20 protein-coding genes are annotated in these 20,125 nt (G+C 44.6%); 7 read left to right on the top strand and 13 right to left on the bottom strand.

Translation table 11 applies throughout. The features are described from left to right. Positions 1–4: 4 nt before the first annotated feature. The 4 genes from phrC to yclJ form a co-directional block, all read right to left on the bottom strand. The gene (gene phrC, locus ACFVP7_RS02220; protein ID WP_003224994.1) at positions 5–127 is read right to left on the bottom strand and encodes a phosphatase RapC inhibitor PhrC; all 123 of its coding nucleotides are present in this window, start codon (positions 125–127) and stop codon (positions 5–7) included. After that, complete coding sequence (gene rapC, locus ACFVP7_RS02215) at positions 111–1,259, bottom strand: response regulator aspartate phosphatase RapC (protein ID WP_024571686.1); 1,149 nt, start codon at positions 1,257–1,259, stop codon at positions 111–113. Before rapC ends, phrC begins: the two co-directional genes overlap by 17 nt. A gap of 162 nt (positions 1,260–1,421) precedes the next feature. After that, entirely contained in the window at positions 1,422–2,843 is a 1,422-nt protein-coding gene (gene yclK / locus ACFVP7_RS02210) for a two-component system sensor histidine kinase YclK (RefSeq protein WP_086343454.1), read from the bottom strand. Beyond that, positions 2,830–3,513 (bottom strand): two-component system response regulator YclJ, encoded by a 684-nt coding sequence (gene yclJ / locus ACFVP7_RS02205; RefSeq protein WP_003246532.1) that lies wholly within the window; start codon positions 3,511–3,513, stop codon positions 2,830–2,832. The genes yclK and yclJ overlap by 14 nt, the downstream gene beginning before the upstream one ends. 212 nt (positions 3,514–3,725) lie before the next feature. Here yclJ and ACFVP7_RS02200 point away from each other — a divergent pair, with 212 nt between their 5' ends. After that, entirely contained in the window at positions 3,726–5,186 is a 1,461-nt protein-coding gene (locus tag ACFVP7_RS02200) for an ABC transporter permease (RefSeq protein WP_396582952.1), read from the top strand. A gap of 15 nt (positions 5,187–5,201) precedes the next feature. Continuing rightward, positions 5,202–5,882, top strand: a complete 681-nt coding sequence (locus ACFVP7_RS02195) for an ABC transporter ATP-binding protein (RefSeq protein ID WP_014662766.1) — start codon at positions 5,202–5,204, stop codon at positions 5,880–5,882. Between the two features lie 104 nt (positions 5,883–5,986). Here ACFVP7_RS02195 and gerKB read toward each other — a convergent pair whose 3' ends face one another. From gerKB to gerKA, 3 genes are read right to left on the bottom strand one after another with little or no spacing between them, the layout of a single operon-like run. After that, on the bottom strand, positions 5,987–7,108 hold the full coding sequence (gene gerKB, locus ACFVP7_RS02190) for a spore germination protein GerKB (RefSeq protein ID WP_396582951.1): 1,122 nt from the start codon (positions 7,106–7,108) through the stop codon (positions 5,987–5,989). Between the two features lie 24 nt (positions 7,109–7,132). Continuing rightward, positions 7,133–8,356: a spore germination protein GerKC gene (gene gerKC, locus ACFVP7_RS02185; RefSeq protein WP_032726537.1), complete on the bottom strand. Its 1,224-nt coding sequence runs from the start codon at positions 8,354–8,356 to the stop codon at positions 7,133–7,135. After that, positions 8,346–9,980 carry a spore germination protein GerKA gene (gerKA, locus tag ACFVP7_RS02180; RefSeq protein ID WP_396582950.1) on the bottom strand — a complete coding sequence of 545 codons (1,635 nt, stop codon included), beginning with the start codon at positions 9,978–9,980 and terminating at the stop codon, positions 8,346–8,348. The genes gerKC and gerKA overlap by 11 nt, the downstream gene beginning before the upstream one ends. Positions 9,981–10,105: 125 nt before the next feature. Between gerKA and ACFVP7_RS02175 the strand changes: the two genes are divergently transcribed. Then, complete coding sequence (locus tag ACFVP7_RS02175; protein WP_014475793.1) at positions 10,106–10,327, top strand: hypothetical protein; 222 nt, start codon at positions 10,106–10,108, stop codon at positions 10,325–10,327. 14 nt (positions 10,328–10,341) lie between these two features. Here ACFVP7_RS02175 and ACFVP7_RS02170 read toward each other — a convergent pair whose 3' ends face one another. Beyond that, complete coding sequence (locus ACFVP7_RS02170) at positions 10,342–12,096, bottom strand: right-handed parallel beta-helix repeat-containing protein (RefSeq protein WP_101501864.1); 1,755 nt, start codon at positions 12,094–12,096, stop codon at positions 10,342–10,344. Positions 12,097–12,375: 279 nt separating this feature from the next. Here ACFVP7_RS02170 and ACFVP7_RS02165 point away from each other — a divergent pair, with 279 nt between their 5' ends. Then, the gene (locus ACFVP7_RS02165; protein WP_396582949.1) at positions 12,376–13,854 is read left to right on the top strand and encodes a peptide MFS transporter; all 1,479 of its coding nucleotides are present in this window, start codon (positions 12,376–12,378) and stop codon (positions 13,852–13,854) included. Between the two features lie 40 nt (positions 13,855–13,894). Here the strand turns inward: ACFVP7_RS02165 and ACFVP7_RS02160 are convergent, their stop codons facing one another. From ACFVP7_RS02160 to ACFVP7_RS02140, 5 genes are all read right to left on the bottom strand, one after another. Further along, a complete protein-coding gene (locus ACFVP7_RS02160; protein WP_396582948.1) occupies positions 13,895–14,740 on the bottom strand; it encodes an alpha/beta fold hydrolase in 846 nt (281 codons plus the stop codon). Positions 14,741–14,805: 65 nt separating this feature from the next. Continuing rightward, positions 14,806–15,270, bottom strand: a complete 465-nt coding sequence (locus ACFVP7_RS02155) for a pyridoxamine 5'-phosphate oxidase family protein (RefSeq protein ID WP_021481766.1) — start codon at positions 15,268–15,270, stop codon at positions 14,806–14,808. Beyond that, the gene (gene bsdD / locus ACFVP7_RS02150) at positions 15,267–15,494 is read right to left on the bottom strand and encodes a phenolic acid decarboxylase subunit BsdD (RefSeq protein WP_010886405.1); all 228 of its coding nucleotides are present in this window, start codon (positions 15,492–15,494) and stop codon (positions 15,267–15,269) included. The genes ACFVP7_RS02155 and bsdD overlap by 4 nt, the downstream gene beginning before the upstream one ends. 16 nt (positions 15,495–15,510) lie before the next feature. After that, complete coding sequence (bsdC, locus tag ACFVP7_RS02145) at positions 15,511–16,932, bottom strand: phenolic acid decarboxylase BsdC (protein ID WP_396582947.1); 1,422 nt, start codon at positions 16,930–16,932, stop codon at positions 15,511–15,513. Positions 16,933–16,934: 2 nt separating this feature from the next. Next, positions 16,935–17,549 (bottom strand): non-oxidative hydroxyarylic acid decarboxylases subunit B, encoded by a 615-nt coding sequence (locus ACFVP7_RS02140; protein WP_396582946.1) that lies wholly within the window; start codon positions 17,547–17,549, stop codon positions 16,935–16,937. An 89-nt stretch (positions 17,550–17,638) separates the two neighbouring features. Here ACFVP7_RS02140 and bsdA point away from each other — a divergent pair, with 89 nt between their 5' ends. The 3 genes from bsdA to tcyB all read left to right on the top strand — a co-directional run bounded on the left by bsdA (position 17,639) and on the right by tcyB (position 20,124). After that, positions 17,639–18,511 carry a transcriptional regulator BsdA gene (gene bsdA, locus ACFVP7_RS02135; RefSeq protein ID WP_003234533.1) on the top strand — a complete coding sequence of 291 codons (873 nt, stop codon included), beginning with the start codon at positions 17,639–17,641 and terminating at the stop codon, positions 18,509–18,511. 115 nt (positions 18,512–18,626) lie between these two features. Continuing rightward, positions 18,627–19,433 carry a cystine ABC transporter substrate-binding lipoprotein TcyA gene (gene tcyA / locus ACFVP7_RS02130; protein ID WP_114523693.1) on the top strand — a complete coding sequence of 269 codons (807 nt, stop codon included), beginning with the start codon at positions 18,627–18,629 and terminating at the stop codon, positions 19,431–19,433. Beyond that, on the top strand, positions 19,420–20,124 hold the full coding sequence (tcyB, locus tag ACFVP7_RS02125) for a cystine ABC transporter permease TcyB (RefSeq protein ID WP_003234541.1): 705 nt from the start codon (positions 19,420–19,422) through the stop codon (positions 20,122–20,124). The genes tcyA and tcyB overlap by 14 nt, the downstream gene beginning before the upstream one ends. Position 20,125 lies beyond the last annotated feature (1 nt).

The following is a 20,125-nucleotide window of genomic DNA, read 5'->3' as shown; positions in this document are numbered from 1 at the left end:
GTTCTTACGTCATTCCTCTTTCTGTCACATGAAAGTCGAGTGCTTCCGCATTAGCAGAAACGCCAGCCGCTGTAAAAATCGCGGCTGCGGCCAAACAAATAACAAACAACTTAGATTTCAATTTCATACAAACCTTCACTCCTTTGTATTTGTTTTCTTGCCTCTTCAACTTGTAGAAAGTAGGAAGCAGACAGTTTAAACCATTTCTGTTCATAGTAATATTTTGCTACTTCTAGGGCTAAATCCTCTATATCAGCGTACATATTTTTATTTTTTAAGTATTGGAAACATCGTTCGATTCCTTCTTCATTGGGCTGATCCTGATATAGGGATTGCAAAAACTCGAATTTTACGGCATAGTCTGCATCGTCTGTTTCTTTAGCATATTCATAGCCCCGCTTGTGATATTCCGAAGCTTTATCATGTTTTCCCTGTTTATAATAAATCAGGGTGATTAAAAAATAGGCTTGCGGGAGAGAATTGACGATCCTGCTGCTTTCAAACGTGGAGACCGCTTTTTCAAAGTAATCAATGGCAGGGCCTAGAAGGTCTTGATTGTAATAGCATAATCCGAGATTGTAGTATGCTCTTCCGACCAGCTGGGCTTTTTGTTCCGCTTGGGCCATATTGAGCGCCAATTTGAAATGGCGTGCGGCTTGTTCGAAATTTCTTTCATCCATCAGGTTGACCCCGAACACGAAATGGCATTGAATGATTCTCACATTATAGGTTTCCTGCTCCACGTAAATTTCATAGGCGTTTTTTATATTAATCAATGAAAAATACGTTTGCTTCATATAATAATAAGCTTCCGCGATTTTAAAATAGAATTCAGCCCGTTCAATATGGTCTGCGACAAAGGAGAGCTTTTTCTCCGCCTGTTTATAGTATGTAATGGCAGAAATAAATTCCCGCTTATCAAACTCATACATCCCGCGAAAAAAATTCACGTAATAGTCGAGCAGCCCTTTGAGATCTGCCTGGTTGCTGTCAATGTTTCTTGATAATTCAGACAGGCTTGGCTGGTCTTCGATATTTAATTTCTCTAACGGCTCAAGATAATCCAGCATAAGCTGGTGCCGGAATTCCATTAGTGAATAATAAAGCAGCAAGTTGGAATCATGCTGCATGTGTTTCAGTTCCTGCTGGATTTCAGCTTTTAACACTTCGGCATCCGGCACGCTGAATGTCCGGATATATCTGTACCACTCGTTAATTTTTTGACCGACCGCTGAAGAAGGAATTACCCCACTCTTCATTCCTTCACCCTCTCCCATCAAAAACTGTTTATGTCATATTTTATCATGTTTATAGGCCGTCCCAACCCGAAAAACACGCAATCTTTGTTTTCGGGAGCACGCAATAAACCGAAGCGGTGTGCAAAAAAGGCGGCTGCATCAGTTGATGCGCCGCCCTGTATGCTATTGCTGTTTTGCCGTTAAAGGAAGGCGGATGATGAACTTTGTGCCTTTCCCTTCTTCACTCTTGATTTCTACTGTGCCCTGGTGCATTTCAACAAGCTGCTTGACGATCGAGAGACCGAGTCCGTATTCACCGTATGCCGTGTTCGTTCTTGAAATATCTGCTTTATAGAATCGCTCCCAAATATGCTCAATATCCTCTTTCGGAATGCCGATACCCGTGTCTTCAATTTCAATAATCGTCTCTTTATAACCTTCCATTCCGCGCAGCCAAATGTCACCGTTTTTCGTAAATTGGATGCTGTTTTTCGTAATGTTGACGAGAATTTGAATGAACCGGTCATAATCGGCATGTACGATGACGTGATCCTCTACCTGGATCATCAGCTTGTTTTGTTTTTCTTCCGCCTGCTGCTGCAAGTGCTCTTTCACGATTTCAAACACCTCGATCAGAGGAACGTTTAGCTTGTTCAAGGTAATTTGCTGGGATCTGATTTTTTCATAATCCAGATTTTCTTTTACAAGCCGCAGCATGCGCTTCGTTTCCTCACTGATCAGCGAGAAGCATTTATCCTTCTTATCCTCAGGAATCGTATGGCTGTTCAGCCCTTCAACCAAACCGTTGATCGTCGTCAGCGGTGTTTTTAATTCATGTGACACGTCAGCGATAAACTGCCTTCTCCGCTTCTCAAGGCGATTGATTTCATCCCTTGACTGCTTTAGTTTTTTCGCCATGATATTAAAGTCAGACGCCAGTACGCCGATTTCGTCCCCGTAGCTGTTTTCCAAATGGATGTCATAATCGCCGGAAGCCACTTTATCTGTCGCTTCTCTCAGCTTTTGAATCCGCTTGACATGGAATTTGGACAGAAGCCAGCTCACAAGAATCGTAATCACAAGCGTGCTGATCACAGCGTAAAACATATAGAGGTTGACCTGATTGACCATCTGTTCAACACCGCTGATCGGAGAAATCAGCAGAACGGCGCCTTTAAATTCGTTCTGAACAAATATAGGCTGCGCCACAAGGGACACTTCATCATCAAAACGGCCATCTGCCCTGATCATGACAGTCTGCCCTTTTTTCAGCTTATTCCATTCTGATTTCTTCAGCTGTTCCCTTGGTGGGTGATGAAAGCCTTCAGGAAGAAAATAAGGCTGCTGCTCTTCATTAAAGATGATAAATTGCGTCTTTCTTGTGCTTAAAATGTCCTGATAAGGATAGAGCCTGCGCATGTCCACCTGGCCGGCTTGGAATTCATTTGCGATCTGCACCGCATATGACGTCAATTCCTCTACTTTGTTTTGATAGGCAAATTCTTTCACAAAGTGGGAAAACAGAGAAATGATAATGACAAACGCTAAAATCAAAATGCTGATATGGCTTAGCAGCAGCTGATATAAATATTTAATCTTCATCAAATTTATACCCTACTCCCCACACAGTATACAAGAAAGGCTTGTCTTCGCTGGCAAGCTTTTTCCGCAGCCGTTTGATATGAACGTCAACCGTTCGCTCATCTCCATAAAATTGATAGCCCCATACCTGCTCAAGCAGCTGTTCTCTTGAGAACACCTGCCGCGGATTTTGGACAAGGTAATAAAGCAGATCGAATTCCTTCGGCGTGAGATTTTCTACAGGCTCTCCGTTTAATAATACTTCTCTCGTCTTCTTATTAATGGTAAAGCATTCCGTTTCGATCATATCTTCATCAATAACCGCTTTGCCTGTCGCCTTATATCTTCTGATGACGGCTTTGATGCGGGCAACCAATGTCAGCGGGCTGAACGGCTTTGTGACATAATCGTCCGCCCCCATCTCAAAGCCAATGACCTGATCTGATTCAGTGTCTTTGGCAGTCAGCATGATAATCGGCACCGTGCTTGTCTCTCTTATTTTTCTGCAGATGGTCACGCCGTCCATAGATGGAAGCATGATATCCAAAATGATCAGATCCCAATTTTCTTCCGTAAAACGCTGGTACCCTTCTAACCCGTCATGAACGAATTCCGCTTCAAAACCTTCTTTAAAAAAGAACATCTCCGTCATCGTACATACACTAACATTATCTTCTATCATTAATATTTTCATTATATCCTCCGATTGTTTTGATGCTTTTTTATATAATAGCACCATTTTAAACAGAAGGTTTTGCGTTTCACAATTGTTAGTTTTTATTTCATCAACTAGAAATAGATTGTTCATATTTTTTTCATACCTTTGGACTACTATTAATTTATCAACAAGCAAGCCCGCCCCAGAGGCGGCCTTATCAATCAAAGTACCTATACGGAGGAACATAAATGAACTTTATCAAACGGGCCTTTTGGAATATGAAGGCTAAAAAGGGAAAAACGTTATTGCAATTATTTGTGTTTACAGTCATATGTGTCTTTGTTCTATCAGACCTTACCATCCAGTCGGCAGCACAAAAATCAAGCGAACTGGCCAGACAGGAACTCGGCGGAAGCGTGACACTTCAGGTTGACCGCCAAAAGCAAATGGAAAAACAGCAGGACAGCGGTGAAAAGCGCAGCTTCGAATCCACACCGATCAAAGTGTCTGATGCGAATAAGCTTGCAGCGCTTGATCATGTGAAGAGCTACAATTACACCACATCAGCTTCAGCCAACGCGGGAAACTTTGATGCGATTGAAAGCTCTAGTTCAAGTGATTCCAGCTCCAGCAGTTCAAGCTCAAACGCTAAAAACAGCCAAGGCGGCGGACAAGGCGGACCGCAAATGGTGCAAGCTGATCTTTCTATTGAAGGTGTCATCAGCACAGCGTTAGTCGATGATTTCTCTGACGGAGATTCAAAAATCACAGACGGACGCGCGATTACAAAATCAGATGTCGGCAAAAAAGTAACAGTGATCAACGAAACTTTAGCGGAAGAAAATGATTTGAGCGTTGGCGATTCGATCACAATTGAATCAGCAACGGATGAGGATACAACAGTAAAACTGAAGATCGTCGGTATTTATAAAACAACATCTTCAGGAGATGACCAAGCCCAAAATTTCTCTTTCTTAAACCCTTATAACAAGCTTTATACGCCTTACACAGCAACAGCGGCGCTGAAAGGCGACGACTATAAAAATACGATTGACTCAGCTGTTTACTATATGGACGACGCGAAAAATATGGATGCTTTCGTAAAAGCAGCGAAGAAAACATCAATTGACTTCGATACGTACACACTGAATACAAACGATCAGCTTTACCAGCAAATGGTCGGACCGATTGAAAATGTAGCTTCTTTCTCTAAAAACGTGGTGTATCTTGTATCAGTGGCAGGCGCCGTCATTCTTGGCCTGATTGTCATGATGTCAATCAGGGAGCGCAAATACGAAATGGGCGTGTTAATGGCCATCGGTGAAAAACGATGGAAATTGATTGGACAGTTCTTGACTGAGATTCTGATTGTGGCCGTTATCGCTATCGGCCTTGCATCTGTGACGGGAAATCTCGTCGCGAATCAGCTTGGAAATCAGCTTTTATCCCAGCAGATCAGTTCATCAACCGATTCAACGCAAACCGCAAGCGGACAAATGCCTGGCGGCGGTGGCGGCATGGGCGGCGGAATGTTCGGCCACAGTTCATCAAACGTGGACGTTATCGATTCACTGAACGTCGCGGTTTCTATGAACGACATGCTTATTCTTGGCGGGATCGGCATCCTTATCGCAATCATTGCAACATTGCTGCCGTCAATTTCAGTACTGCGGCTTCATCCGAAAACGATATTGACAAAACAGGAATAGAAAGAGGCGGAACCTATGAGCTTATTAGAATTTCAGCAAGTCGGCTACTGGTATAAAGACAAAAGCCAGCCATTGTTTCAGGATATTAACATCAGCTTTCAAAAAGGCAAATTCTACACAATCGTCGGCACATCAGGGACGGGGAAAACCACTTTCCTGTCTCTGGCAGGCGGACTTGACGCACCAAAAGAAGGAAACATCCTTTACGACGGAAAAGCGGTTTCTAAAATCGGCTTAACCAATTTCAGAAATCAATATGTATCAATCGTCTTTCAGGCGTACAACCTACTCCCGTATATGACGGCTTTGCAGAACGTCACAACCGCTATGGAAATCACAGGTTCTAAAGAAAAGAACAAAGAATCATATGCGCTTGACATGCTGCAGAAGGTTGGCATCAACGAAAAACAAGCCCGGCAAAAAGTGCTCACACTGAGCGGCGGACAGCAGCAGCGGGTATCAATTACAAGGGCTTTCTGCTGTGACACGGATCTTATCGTAGCCGATGAACCGACCGGAAACCTTGATGAGGACACATCAAAAGAGATCGTACGGCTCTTTCAGGATCTGGCGCACAAGGAAGATAAATGCGTCATTATGGTGACGCACGATGAACAAATTGCAAAAGTGTCAGACATCAATATCAGACTTTCAAGAGGAAGTTTTACTGTGAAGGAAAACGTCGCAGTCGTATAACAAAACGCGCCTCTGCCAGTGCAGACAGGGGCGCACCCTATATCCCCCTTTTATATAGAAGTGAACATAAAAAGAGCGGCGGCTGCATCCCCCCGCTCTTTTTATCATTTTTTTGCTTCCGCCCCTTTTGACTTCTCTCTTCGTTTCTTTTTCCAAACAGCCACAATAAACAGAAAGAGCGGAAACAATAATTGAAAAGGCAAATGAATATACAGCGGCACCACATTCAGGCCTTCATTCAAGTGCTCCGAAAAGTTAGTCGCGATCGTTATAGAAAGGATTAAGATGCCCAATCCCATCGGATAAGCCAATTGAGAGGGGTTCTTTTCCTTAAAGAGCGTAGATGTCCCAACCACAGTGGCATATAAGTAGAGGCTGACCTTAAAGAAGCCGCCGATGATCAGCGCCAGCATAAAAAAGACATCGAGCCGGTCTAAAAATTCTTCGACCTTGATTGTCTGGATCGTGCTTAAAAGCGGAAACTGGGATCTGAGTGTAAGATCAACATCAAGCACGCTGATATTAATCGCCACGGTGAGCGCCACAATCAATCCGCTAATAGCCATGGCGATCATCCCCATTTTTTTCACATCTTTTCTGTCATTCAGGTTAGGGAAAATCATCACAAATAAAACAACTTCACCAAATGGGACGTACATGGTCTGTGTGAAAACAGAGTGAAGAATAGGAGAAATGCCGTTTGCCAAAACCGGCTTTAAATTGTGCGGGTCTATAGTGCCTGAGACAATAATCAGCACGAGGCCGATCGCGCCCAGTAAATACATGGCCCCGAAAAGAAGTTCGGCCGCGCGTGCGAGCACTTCAATTCCTTTTCTTACGGCATATATGCTTACTACCATTAATAAAGCATTTACAATAATGATAGGTGTATCATGATAAGCAAACGTCAGCAACATTTCTCCAAAGTCACGCAGCACCCTTGCGGCAATATAGGCAAAGTACAAGATATAGAGAAATGAAAACAGCCAGCTCAGCTTGGTTCCCAGCATATCATCCATATATTCTTTCGGAGAAGAATTCGGATAACATTGATAAATGCCTTGATACAAATAGAAAAGAAACAGTCCGATCGTACAGCCTAATAAAACTGCTATCCAAGCATCCCTGCCCGCCATTGATCCCGGTGTAATCAATAAGGAGCTGCCCAGTTCAAAAATGATAATCATGACAAACAGCTGCCTTATGCTTATTCTGGCTTTTTCCATCTGTCACTTCCCCTTTCTTCAGACCTAATCATCTTTAAACTGGTGTTTGATCGGATTGTTTCGCAATCCCGTCCTTCTGATATACGTCTCGGCCTTCACATCGATGGGCAGTTCAGGCAAATACTCTTTGTCCCATGTGTCCTTCATTTTCTCCCACTGCTTCGGATACTTTCTATATATCGTGTCACCAAAACCGATAAAATCTATTTTATTCTTCTTAATCTTTTTCACAGTTTGGCTGATTTCCCTTTCCAGCTCTTTGTTGAGCGCTTTTTCAATAGCGGCCAGCACCTTGGGATCAGACAATTGGAAAGGGTATTTGACAGCATCTATAATACCTTCAACCGACACTTTCACATGGATGTACGGACGTCCGTTCCGCATTTTCGGTACCAGCTTTGTATCTTGATGGGTAACCTGCAAGCTGACCGCATCCTTCGTCTTGCCCCAGTCAGCATTAATAAACGTATGCTGGATCTTATTCATAAGCCAGACTGCCCCCACGCTTTCATCATCTTCCAGCCAATACTTTAAATACCCTGCCTTATCAAAAACCGCCAAACCATCTGCCTGAAGAATGGCTTTCGGGTCAGTCGCCTGCGTGTTTTCCATGCTGACTCCTTTTTTATCGTCACCAATCATCATATATCCGGGGATAACCGGTGCCATAGTGTTGGCGGCAAGTGTTTTCAAAACGTCCTGAATATTGGTTTTGACCACCCGCCCGTATTGCGCCTCCGTGAAATCCAGGGTTTTATTGACTTTATTTGATGGAATTTTATCAATTGGCGTCAGGATTTTCACAATATTTTCTGCTTTTGTTTTATGGGCAACGACGAATGTTGCTGTTGTCCTGAATTCTGTGTCCCGGTCAAGATTATCTAATACAAAATCCAAACCTTCTTCTTTTGCCAGCTTTTCATTGATCACGACTAGATTGGTATGGGCAAAATAAAGCCGCCGCGATACCTTCATGGAGGCTTTTCTGAGTGCTTCCGTTATATTGTTACCTTCAATTGAATAGACAGATACAGGCGGCCTGTCTCCAGCACCGCCTCCCTGAAGGCCGCCGGCAACATTTCCTGGATTGATAATTTGAAGATGCAGCACGTAGTTGCTGTCGTTTGTCCGATCGATGCCAATCGCCGAGATAATCGCAAGATCCGTCAGCTCCCGCTTATCCCAGCAGCCGGGCAGTACAATGACGCTCAAAAGCATGAGAACGGCTAATAGACATTTACGTACCATTCTGATCCCCTTCTTCCAAATCTTTGTTCACCATTCCTCGTGAAGCGGCCGGCTCTGGGCGTTGATCTTGCCCCTGCCGCACCTTATCTTCCTTACTGACCGATTCCGGCCTTTTTTCATCGGCCCACCACGGAACCCGGAAAAGCGCGTCCTTTACGCCTTGAGAAGAAAAGGGTGCAAGCGGTGACATATATGGAACGCCGAATGAACGAAGACTGCATAAGTGGACAAACATCATAATGATCCCTAAAATCAGCCCGTAAAAACCCATAACAGCTGAGGCAATAATAAAGATAAACCGAATAAGCCGGGCTGAAATCGCCATTGCAAACGCCGGTGTTGCGAAGCTCGCAATCGCGGTGAGTGCCACGATAATGACCATTGCCGGAGAGACGATACCAGCTTGTACGGCAGCCTGGCCGATTACGAGCGCGCCTACGATTGACACTGCCGAGCCGACAACCCGGGGCAGCCTGACTCCCGCTTCCCTCAGAATCTCAAAAGCAACCTCCATCGTCAGCGCCTCCACAACAGCCGGAAACGGGACAATTTCCCGCTGGGCCGCAATGACCACTAACAGCTGAGTCGGTATCATTTCTTGATGAAACGTCGTGGCTGCCACGTATACAGCTGGTGCCACAAGCGAAATGAAAAAGACTAAAACACGAAGAATTCTTATGCTTGTCGCAATGTCAAAACGCGAATAATAATCCTCAACAGACTGAAAAAACTGGACAAATAAGGCCGGGGCAATAAGCACAAACGGTGTTCCGTCCACAATAATTGCGAATCTTCCTTCTAACAGATTACCCGCTACAACATCAGGGCGTTCTGTATGATACATAGTCGGAAACGTCGTAAAGGTTTCATCTTCAATCAGCTGCTCAATATATCCAGATTCCAAAATACTGTCAATATCTATTTTTTCCAGGCGCTGTTTCACTTCCTTCAGCACCTTTTCATCACATATTCCTTGAATGTACATGAGAGCGATATCCGTATTCGTAACAGAACCTTTTTTCATTTTTTCAACCCATAAATTCGGATTTTTAATGTATCGCCGAATCATGGAAATATTGGTTTGCAGAGATTCTGTAAACCCTTGGCGCGGGCCGCGGAATGACACCTGGGTGCTCGGCTCTTGGATGGAGCGCTGCTCTCCCCCTTGAGTGCTGCAAATCAGCGCTTCATCATAGCCATCAGCAAAAATGAGAGCATTGCCGAGCATTAACTCGGAAAAAAGCTTGTCCCAGCTCTTTTCCGCTTTCACCCCGCCCAGCGGGAGCGTTTTTTCAAGAATTTGCTGGATCGCATGAGTATTCTGGATAGACTCATCCTGTACCAATGGGTCAATTAACGACTCATGGATCGTGTTATTATCGACCAGCCCAGCAATATAGATAACAGCCAGGTGGACATGATCCTGCTCCCCGATTTTAATCTCGCGAATGATGACGTCAAAGCTGCTTCCGACTTCCTTTTTCGTTTCCGCTATATTCTTTGCCAAACTTGGAGAAATGAGAACCGGCCTTTCTTTTTCTTGCTTCTGTTCCTGATTCTTTTCTTCTGTATTGCGCTTGTCTTTCGAACTTGTATTGTTCTTTCGCTTAGAAAATAAAGGCATACACAAATACCTTTCCTTGTCGTTTTCTCATATTCTTCCTTTTAAAATTGAGATTATGCATTAGGTTTAGATGCGGTATAACTTCTCCGCCAACGATAGACACTAAAAGCGGAGGATGATGAAGCATGAAGATATTGGGCGTGACAGGAGTTATATTAATTTGTTTATTAGCTATTTCTGTATTGATGGACATGCTTCAAGGGTTCAGTTTAACAAAAGCCATTTATAACAATATGTCCAGCTTTAAGATGACAACATTTGCGGAATGGGTCGTGCTTTTATTTTTTGTGTTAGTACTTGTGAGAGAAATGTACGTGATCTATAAATCGAAAAAAAAGAACCCCTAGAGGGGGCGCTTTTTTCAGACGATAATATTGCCGTCTATTGCATCACTGCTGTGTTTGTTGATAGTCCCTTTAAAAATGCGGTTGCCGATGATTTTGGAATTGGTTGACGTGTTTGTTTGAATAGCTGTCGCAGTGCCCGCGGAGAGGTTATTGATGGTGTTTCCTGAGATGATAGAGCCTGCAGAGCCATTGAGATAAATCACAATCGGATTCCCGGCTGTTCTGTTGACTGAAATGGTATTATCAAAAATCTCATGCACACCGGCGCTGATATAGATGGTGACCAAAAGCGGAGATCTCTCTAAGTGGTTGCCGATAATTGAGGTTTTTGCACTTGTGGAGCAGTAAATGGGGTAATTTTTAAACTCTTTAAATGTATTGTTTTTGATGATAGCGCCGGCATTGTTTGTAACGGAAACAGAATATGATTCCGGCACTGCTTCAAACGCGCCAGGATTCAGTGTATTCCCTTCAATCACCGCGTTCCCTTGAGCAATCCAAATGCCTCGGCTGAATTTTCTCAGGAGATTATCTTTAATGATCATGTTTCCGCCCGAAACGCTCACACCGTCAACGACTTGAATGAGACAGTTATTCAGAAAAGCGGTGTCATCTGACAGCACTGCGCGAAGACCGATGCTGCGCCTTGATTCAGACAGTCCGTTTTGAATTTGGTTTCCGTCTACCTTTACGTCGGAGGACTGATAAACCAATATCCCTGTGTTTTCAAAGTTGCTGATTTTGTTGTTCGTCACAAGAACGCTCTTTCCCCTGACATCAATTCCTGTTGAAAATCCGGTAATGAGGTTGCCAGCGATCACTGCATCACTGGTCTCTTTTCCTTGTGATACACCGAGTCCGGTTATCCCGACTCTTGGCGCAGCCGCCGCGTCTTCAGGGCGCCTCAGTATATTTCCCTTGATCACTGTTTGCGTCCCATATCCGTAGCTGATTGTATTGTCTGAGTGATTTCCTTCTATTAAAATGCCATACCCGTTAAAATTGGTCACAGAACTTGAAACGTTTCCAACAAAGTGGTTATTGCGAATTGATACATTAATCGGTTCCTCATAATCAACATCACCTTCGCCATATCCTTCAATGTCAATTCCGAATTTCGGCGCTGTTCCATTCCCCGTTCCGGCATCTTCAATCAAGCATTCCTCCACCGTGACCATGTCACATCCGGTAATGGAAATGTTATTTCTCCTTGACCGCCGAACCTCACAGCGGCGGATGATAATTTGCTCTGACGTTCGATAATCTTGATTGGTCTTTAATCCCCTTGGGCTGACTATGATCCCATCGCCGGTAAAATCGGAAATTTTCACATCATCAATGACAACATTCGAGCATCCTTCAATACATATGCCAAAGCCCCATTCATGGGTTGACCTTATCCCTGCCGAGGCATACGTATGCTCATCCCGTTCGCCGATAATTTGTCCCCCGGAAATGGTTATATTCTCTTGCTTGCCTACATAAAATGCGGAATAACCCCACGAACTATTTGGTATCACTTTCATGATACATTCGGGGTCCATCATAATCTCAAGGTTGCCGGGAACAATGATCCCCGCGTTTCGAAACCTCTGATTAAGATCTCCGCCAAGCGTTGCGTCTATTAAATATGTTCCCTTTGGAAACCAGACAGTATGATAGCCTTTCGAAACAGCTGTACTAAGGCACTGATTAATCCGTTCTGTCGAATCCGTTTTACCATCTCCAGGAACACCGAAATCCGCTGCATTTAATATGAATTCAGCCAATTGCGAGCCTCCTTCTCTATGATTACTATCATGTTACTCACAAAGGCCCGATCTGCTTGTACATTTCTCTAAAATTTTATTAAAAAAATATAAAGGAATAGTTGTGTAAGAAAATCTCACGATAAAGAGTATAAAAATTAGGAGAAAATCACTATTTTTAGGTATTTATAATTTTTCCATTATGGAACTATTTGAAATGAGTATAAATTATATTGACACAAGTATTATATAAGAATATGATTTTTATAATACACTTTTTTTAGAAAGGGTTTGGCTGACATGGCTTCGATTGATAACGAAAGTATCATTAAAAGCGTCCCGCAAAAAGGGTTCTTTGGTCACCCGCGAGGACTATTTACACTATTTTTCACCGAATTTTGGGAGCGTTTCTCTTACTATGGAATGAGAGCAATCTTACTTTACTATTTGTATACAGAGACGGTAAACGGAGGGCTCGGCTTTGACAAGGGCACTGCGGTTGCCATTATGTCGATTTACGGATCACTCGTATACATGTCCACCATTATTGGCGGATGGCTCGCTGACCGGGTATTCGGTACCGCAAACACCGTGTTTTACGGCGGCATATTCATTATGTTCGGCCACATTGCACTCGCCTATCCGGGCAGCGCGATCGCATTCTATATCAGCATGGTGCTTATTATTGTCGGAACAGGCTTATTAAAACCAAACGTTTCAAGCGTGGTTGGGGATCTTTACACGAAAGAAGACCCGCGCCGCGACTCAGGTTTCAGTATTTTCTACATGGGGATTAACCTCGGTGGTTTACTTGCGCCGTTAATTGTCGGAACACTCGGACAGAAGTACAACTATCATCTCGGCTTCGGAGCTGCCGCGGTCGGAATGCTTCTCGGACTTATCGTTTTTGCTTTGACAAGAAAGAAAAACCTCGGGCTTGCAGGTTCCAATGTGCCGAATCCGCTGTCTAAAAAATCTGCGATTGGCACCGGAATCGGTGTTATCATCGTGGCGATCGCAGTGATTATCTCTGTACAAACAGGCGCGCTGACGATCAATCGTTTTATCGACCTTGTAAGTATTCTAGGTATTTTGATTCCTGTCATTTATTTCATCATCATGTTTACAAGCAAAAAAGCGGACAGCACAGAAAAATCCCGTCTTGCCGCTTACATTCCTTTGTTTATCGGTGCTGTCATGTTCTGGGCCATTCAGGAACAGGGAGCGACCATTCTTGCGGTATACGCTGATGAACGCATAAGACTTTCATTGGGCGGATTCGAACTTCAGTCATCATGGTTCCAATCATTAAATCCATTGTTTGTCGTCATTTTTGCACCAATATTCGCATGGCTCTGGATGAAGCTTGGCAAACGCCAGCCGTCTACACCAGTTAAATTCTCAATCGGAATTATTTTGGCCGGATTGTCATTTATCATTATGGTATTCCCTGCTATGCAAGGAAAAGAAGCACTCGTAAGCCCGCTTTGGCTCGTTCTCAGCTTCCTGCTTGTCGTGCTTGGAGAGCTGTGCCTGTCTCCAGTCGGTTTATCCGTGACAACGAAACTGGCACCAGCTGCCTTCTCTGCACAGACAATGAGTATGTGGTTTCTGACGAACGCAGCAGCCCAAGCGATCAATGCCCAAGTAGCCGGATTGTTTGATAAAATTCCTGAAACAATGTACTTCGGCACCATCGGTTTGATTTCTATCGTTCTTGGCGGCATTCTCCTGCTGCTCTCGCCGATGATCAAACGCGCGATGAAAGGGGTCTTATAATCAGAAACAGCCCGCGGATTTTGATCTGCGGGCTGTTTTTTTATTGATCCAGCCATTTCCTGAAGCTTTGATCAAAGGCTTCCGGTTCTTCCAGCATCGGCTGATGGCCGCTCTTTTCAAAAATAACCTTATCCACATGGGGATATAAATCGTCAACAGCATCCCATAGCGAAACGGGCGCAACCAAATAATCATATCTCCCTAATCCGATATACACCGGCATACGAACATCAGCTAACCGCTGAAGAAGATCAATCCGGGCAAATGTATTGCCCCATAATTCATCAATGATCGGCATATTCGTGAATACGCCATCCCATAAGGCAGCTGCATGCGGCCGCTCTTGATAAAAGCTTTTCGCTTCAGCGCGAATACACATGTGCACAAAGCGCCTTTCAGGATCTTTGTCGATGTCCTGCTGCAAATTCGCGATGTCTTTTTCAAAGCGTTTCTTTCTCTCAAGGCTGGCTGTTTCCATGAAAAATGATTCGCTTTTTCGCTGTCTTTCTTCACTGTTATCAGGCGCAGTATTGAAGAGCGCCACCTTCCGAACTTGTTTGGGATATGTCCTGGCATACTCTAAAGCCATAAAAGCGTGCCCGGAATGTCCCAGGATAGTAACATCCTCAAGCTGAAGAAATGTTCTCATCCTTTCGATATCAGCCAAGACGGCATCAAGCCTCGAATCCTCCGCACGAAGCTCCCGCTTAGGCTTAGCAAATCCCCTATGGTCGATAAAGACCCATTGATATTTCTGTTTGATATCTGAGGAAAAAAGGCGCGGATAGTAAACCGCACTCCCGATCACAAGGATGGGTGCGCCCTCGCCCTCAATTCGATAAGCTAAATCAAAGCCGTCCGAGTGACAGATCCCCGCACGTTCCATTTCTCACGCCCCCTTTGTTTTCATTATATAAAAAAAGCCTGACGCATGGCGTCAGGCTATCGATATTACCGCTTTAAATCTTCCAGGGTCTTTTCCCATCTGCTCAGCACCTCTTCAGCGCTGTGAAGCTGTATACGGACACCTGAAGTCAAATCAGCGTATTTCGCAACGTCCTCCTTCACTGAAACGATGCGGCAGGAAAAACGGTCTCTTTCATATTCGGCATCTTTCAAAGGCGGTAAAGGCGCGCATTCAAGCTTTACATAATAGGCCGCTCCCTTCCACCACGCCGTGAACTGTGCTTTTCCTGTGCGAAGGATGTTGGCCGAAGTCATTGTGTTTTTCCACAGAGCGATTCGGATATCAGTTCGGCTCAGCGCGATGATTTCACCTGCACTGATCATAGCGGCATGCGGCCAGCCATCCTCTGATACTGTTTGCAGAACGAAGGCCTCATGCTGCTTCTCATTCAGGCAGCTCCCGTCAAGCAGCTCAAAGAGACGGTCTGACATACAGTTCACGCGGATCAAGCCTTTCGTTCCGGCACCGCCGGAACTTCAATTGCTGTTTCTGTTTCCTTTGGATCAATTTTAAACGCTGGATTGTATTTTTCGGGATTTGTAATGCTTTCCGGTTCACAGGATCTCCATGTAAAAAAGCATGTTTGGCACTGATAAACTTCCCATGCGCCTTCTACAGGCGATTTGCTCATGACTTCTCCCTTTTTTGAGTCGCATCGAGGACATGTATGCATTTCGAACATCCTTTCCTTATTTATTCATTAAGTCCATTAGTTTTTGTTCCCATTCTTTCGTTGTTAGCGGAGAATCAAGCGGCTGTGAATAATGGCCTCTTGTTTCCGGCGCAACCGGTGTAGTGGCGTCGAGAATCATTTTGTGAGTGATTCCTGATGGATTGGATCCCGGATCAAGCGGCAGGACAGATAAGTCCGGAATGATGACCGCATCGTGTTTCGGATGCATTTTGGTCGAAAGCGCCCACATGACCTGCGGAAGGTTGAATGGATCGACATCCTCATCAACGACAATGACCATTTTGCAGTAGCCGAGTCCGTGCGGCGTTGTGAGTGCGCGCATGCCGACCGCTTTCGCAAATCCGCCATAGCGGGTTTTTGTGGAAACAATCGCGATTAAACCGTGTGTGTACATGGCGTTCACTGCCACAATTTCGTTCGGATACGCTTCTTTTAACTGCTGATAAAGCGGCACGCATGTGTTAATGCCGATCATGTAATCGCATTCTGTCCAAGGCATGCCTAAGTATAAATGTTCAAAGATCGGATTGTTTCTGTGATAGACGCGTTTAATTTTGATAATCGGCATGCTGCGTCCGCCGGAATAATGGCCTGTGAATTCACCGAACGGCCCTTCATATTCGCGCTCTCCGGCAATAATCTCACCTTCAAGCACCACTTCAGCGCCCCACGGAACATCAAGATCAGACAGCTTTGATTTGACGATGCGATATGGTTCGCCTTGAATCGCACCTGCCATTTCGTATTCTGATTGATCATAGAGAAGCGGAGTCGATGCCGCCGTTGTAATGACCGGCTCACAGCCGAGCGCAATAGTGACCGGAAGATTGATGCCGCGTTCTTCAGCTTGGCGCAGATGGATTGCAATATCGTGCTGCGGGACAGGCTGAATGCCGAGACGGTCTTTTCCTTTGACCTGCATTCTGTAAATGCCGACATTTTGTTTGCCGAAGTTGTCAGGGTCCTCAAGATCACGGGAAATAACACACGCTTTGTCTAGATAGTAGCCTCCGTCTCCTTGGTTTATTCTGAAAAGAGGCAGTATATCGAACAAATTGATATCTTCTTTGATTTCATTTTCATGAAATGGCGCTGTTTCCTCACGTTTGACCGGCATCGGAAATTGGTCATAACGCTTTGCGAATTCAAAAAACTGTTCTTTTACCGGTGTGTCTTTCGGCATGCCCAGCATCATGGCATGGTTTGGCCAAGAGCCGATGACATTCATCGCAATTCGTGCGTTATGATAGCCGTAAATGTTGTTAAATAAGAGCGCGGGGCTTTTATCGCCAAGATTGCTGGCTGCCCGTGCGGCGGCCCCTAAATCCGGTTCCGGCTTTACCTCTTCATTCACTGTAAGCAGCTGTCCTTCTTTTTCAAGGGCAGCGAGAAATTCTCTGAAATCTTGATAAGCCATGATCAAGCTCCTCCTTTTTGTTTTTCAATCCCATTCCAGCGCTTCGCTTCAGGAAGCCGAATGCCGAATTGGTCCAACGTTCTGAATACAATATGGTCAACCATTTCCTCTAAGCTGCTCGGCTGATTATAAAATGCCGGCATCGGAGGAAGAATGATGGTGCCCATTTTCGTAAGCGCTAGCATATTTTCGAGATGTATTTGGTTCAAAGGCGTCTCTCTCGTTAAGAGGACGAGTTTTTTTCTCTCCTTGAGCATGACATCCGCCGCACGTGTCAGCAGATTATCCGCCATTCCGGTGCGAATGCTTGCGAGAGATTTCATGCTGCACGGCGCAACGATCATTCCATCGGTATCAAACGACCCGCTTGAAATGGCTGCCGCCTGATCCTTATGTGAGTAAGTGTATGTGGCCAGTTGTTCTACTTCTTGTAAGGTATAGCCTGTTTCGTGTTTGACCGTGACGTTTGCCCAAGGAGACACAACGAGATGGGTTTCCACTCCGGCGGCCTTCAGCCACTGCAGCAGCCTGACCCCGAAAATGGCCCCTGTTGCCCCTGTCATTCCGACAACGAGTTTCACTTTGCCCCCTCCTTTACGCTTGAATTCTGCTTTCATTTCAATCATACTCCTGATATATCCATATGAAAAATATCTATTAAATCTATATTTAATACCTAAAAGATATGATAAGGAGGCGCTTTCTTTTGGATATTCGCCAGCTTCGATACTTCATTACCATTGCCCAAGAACAGAAAATCACGTCCGCAGCCAAAAAGCTTCACATGGCGCAGCCGCCTTTAAGCAGGCAGCTCAAACAGCTGGAGGACGAACTTGGTGTTGTCCTGTTTGACCGGAATAAGAAAAAACAAATGACTCTTACATATGAAGGAGCTGTTTTTCTAAAAAGAGCAAAAGAGATTCTGCATAGGTTTGAAGATGCAGTCATTGAGGTACAGGAGCTGAAGGAGGAAGTAGCCGGCACACTTGCCGTGGGATCAACGATTTATTGCGCGGCTCTGATGCTTGAAAAAGTAACACAGATCAAAGAGAGATACCCCCATCTCACCTTTAATATTTGGGAAAATGAACCCGCGACACTGTTGGAACTGCTGGAAAGCCGGCAAATCGATGCGGCGGTCACGACAACACTGATCAAAAGTGACACAGTACAATTCAAACAGCTTGATGACATTCCATGTGTGCTCGTGCTTTCAGATGAAGCCGGATATCCGTGCGGAGACACCATTAAGATGGAGGACATTCCTTCATTTCCGCTGATCCTGCTGCGGCCTGTCAACGGAAAAGGCGTCTATAATCAGGTCATGAATGAATTTCATCGTTTGAACCTGGAGCCGCGCATTGTTTGTGAATGCCACGACTCTGCAACTTTGCTCAGCCTCGTGTCATCCGGATTCGGCGCGTCTATTTTGCCCGTCACAATGATTCCCGTTCATATGAGAAATCACGTTCACACCGTCCATATCGAAAATAATCCCTTCATTATGACACCGGCTGTCATGTGGAGAACGGACAGTTATTTGCCTAAACCGGCACAGCAATTTTTGGATTTATTTTAAAAGATTTTGCCTTATGAAAACCAATTACTTGACTCATACTAAAAAAAAGTTATCCTTTAGATTTGTAAGCTATTTTTTTATTTCAATAAAATCAACCAGAAAAGTGGGGAATAAGATGAAAAAAGCATTATTGGCTTTATTCATGGTCGTAAGTATTGCAGCTCTTGCAGCTTGCGGAGCAGGAAATGACAATCAGTCAAAAGATAATGCCAAAGATGGCGATCTTTGGGCTTCAATTAAGAAAAAAGGTGTGCTCACAGTCGGAACGGAAGGAACATATGAGCCGTTCACTTACCACGACAAAGACACTGATAAACTGACTGGCTATGATGTCGAAGTTATCACAGAAGTCGCAAAACGCCTCGGGCTTAAAGTCGACTTTAAGGAAACACAGTGGGACAGTATGTTTGCCGGCCTGAATTCCAAACGGTTTGACGTTGTTGCCAACCAAGTCGGAAAAACAGATCGTGAAAATCAATATGATTTCTCAGATAAATACACAACATCAAGAGCCGTTGTCGTAACGAAAAAAGACAACAACGATATTAAGTCTGAAGCAGATGTAAAAGGAAAAACATCAGCTCAATCACTGACAAGCAACTACAACAAATTAGCTACAAATGCCGGCGCTAAAGTAGAAGGCGTTGAAGGCATGGCGCAGGCCCTTCAAATGATCCAGCAAGGCCGTGTCGATATGACATACAACGATAAGCTTGCCGTATTGAACTACTTAAAAACATCTGGCAATAAAAACGTGAAAATCGCGTTTGAAACAGGTGATCCTCAGTCAACATATTTCACGTTCCGTAAAGGAAGCGGCGAGGTTGTTGATCAAGTCAACAAAGCATTAAAAGAAATGAAAGAGGACGGGACTCTTTCTAAAATTTCTAAAAAATGGTTCGGCGAAGATGTTTCTAAATAATCTGCCGGCATTGACGCTTGGCACGGCGATCCCGTGGGATCTGGTGCAGCAGTCATTCTGGCCGATACTTTCAGGGGGAATCTACTATACGATTCCCCTTACGATTCTTTCCTTTATATTCGGAATGATCCTGGCGCTGATTACGGCGCTTGCCAGAATGTCGAAAGTGAGACCTTTGAGATGGGTGTTCAGCGTATACGTATCCGCAATACGCGGCACTCCTCTTCTCGTTCAATTGTTCATCATTTTCTATCTGTTCCCGGCCTTTAACGTCACATTAGATCCATTTCCAAGCGCAGTTATCGCCTTTTCTTTAAACGTCGGCGCCTATGCATCTGAAATCATTCGGGCATCTATTTTATCCGTGCCGAAAGGGCAATGGGAAGCCGGCTACACAATTGGCATGACACATCAAAAAACGCTGTTCCGCGTCATTTTGCCGCAGGCGTTTCGTGTGTCGATCCCGCCATTATCCAATACCTTTATCAGCCTGATTAAAGATACATCCCTCGCCTCTCAAATTCTGGTCGCTGAGCTGTTCAGAAAAGCCCAGGAAATCGGCGCGCGGAATCTTGATCAAATTTTAGTGATCTATATTGAAGCAGCCTTTATTTATTGGATTATCTGCTTCCTGCTCTCACTCGTCCAGCATGTCATCGAACGGCGTCTTGACCGCTACGTGGCCAAATAAG

The sequence above is a fragment of the Bacillus sp. SG20033 genome, assembly GCF_044570195.1.
Taxonomy (GTDB): domain Bacteria; phylum Bacillota; class Bacilli; order Bacillales; family Bacillaceae; genus Bacillus; species Bacillus subtilis.
Note: the sequence above shows the minus strand (reverse complement) of the source record. Positions and strands in the feature narration are given on the sequence as shown.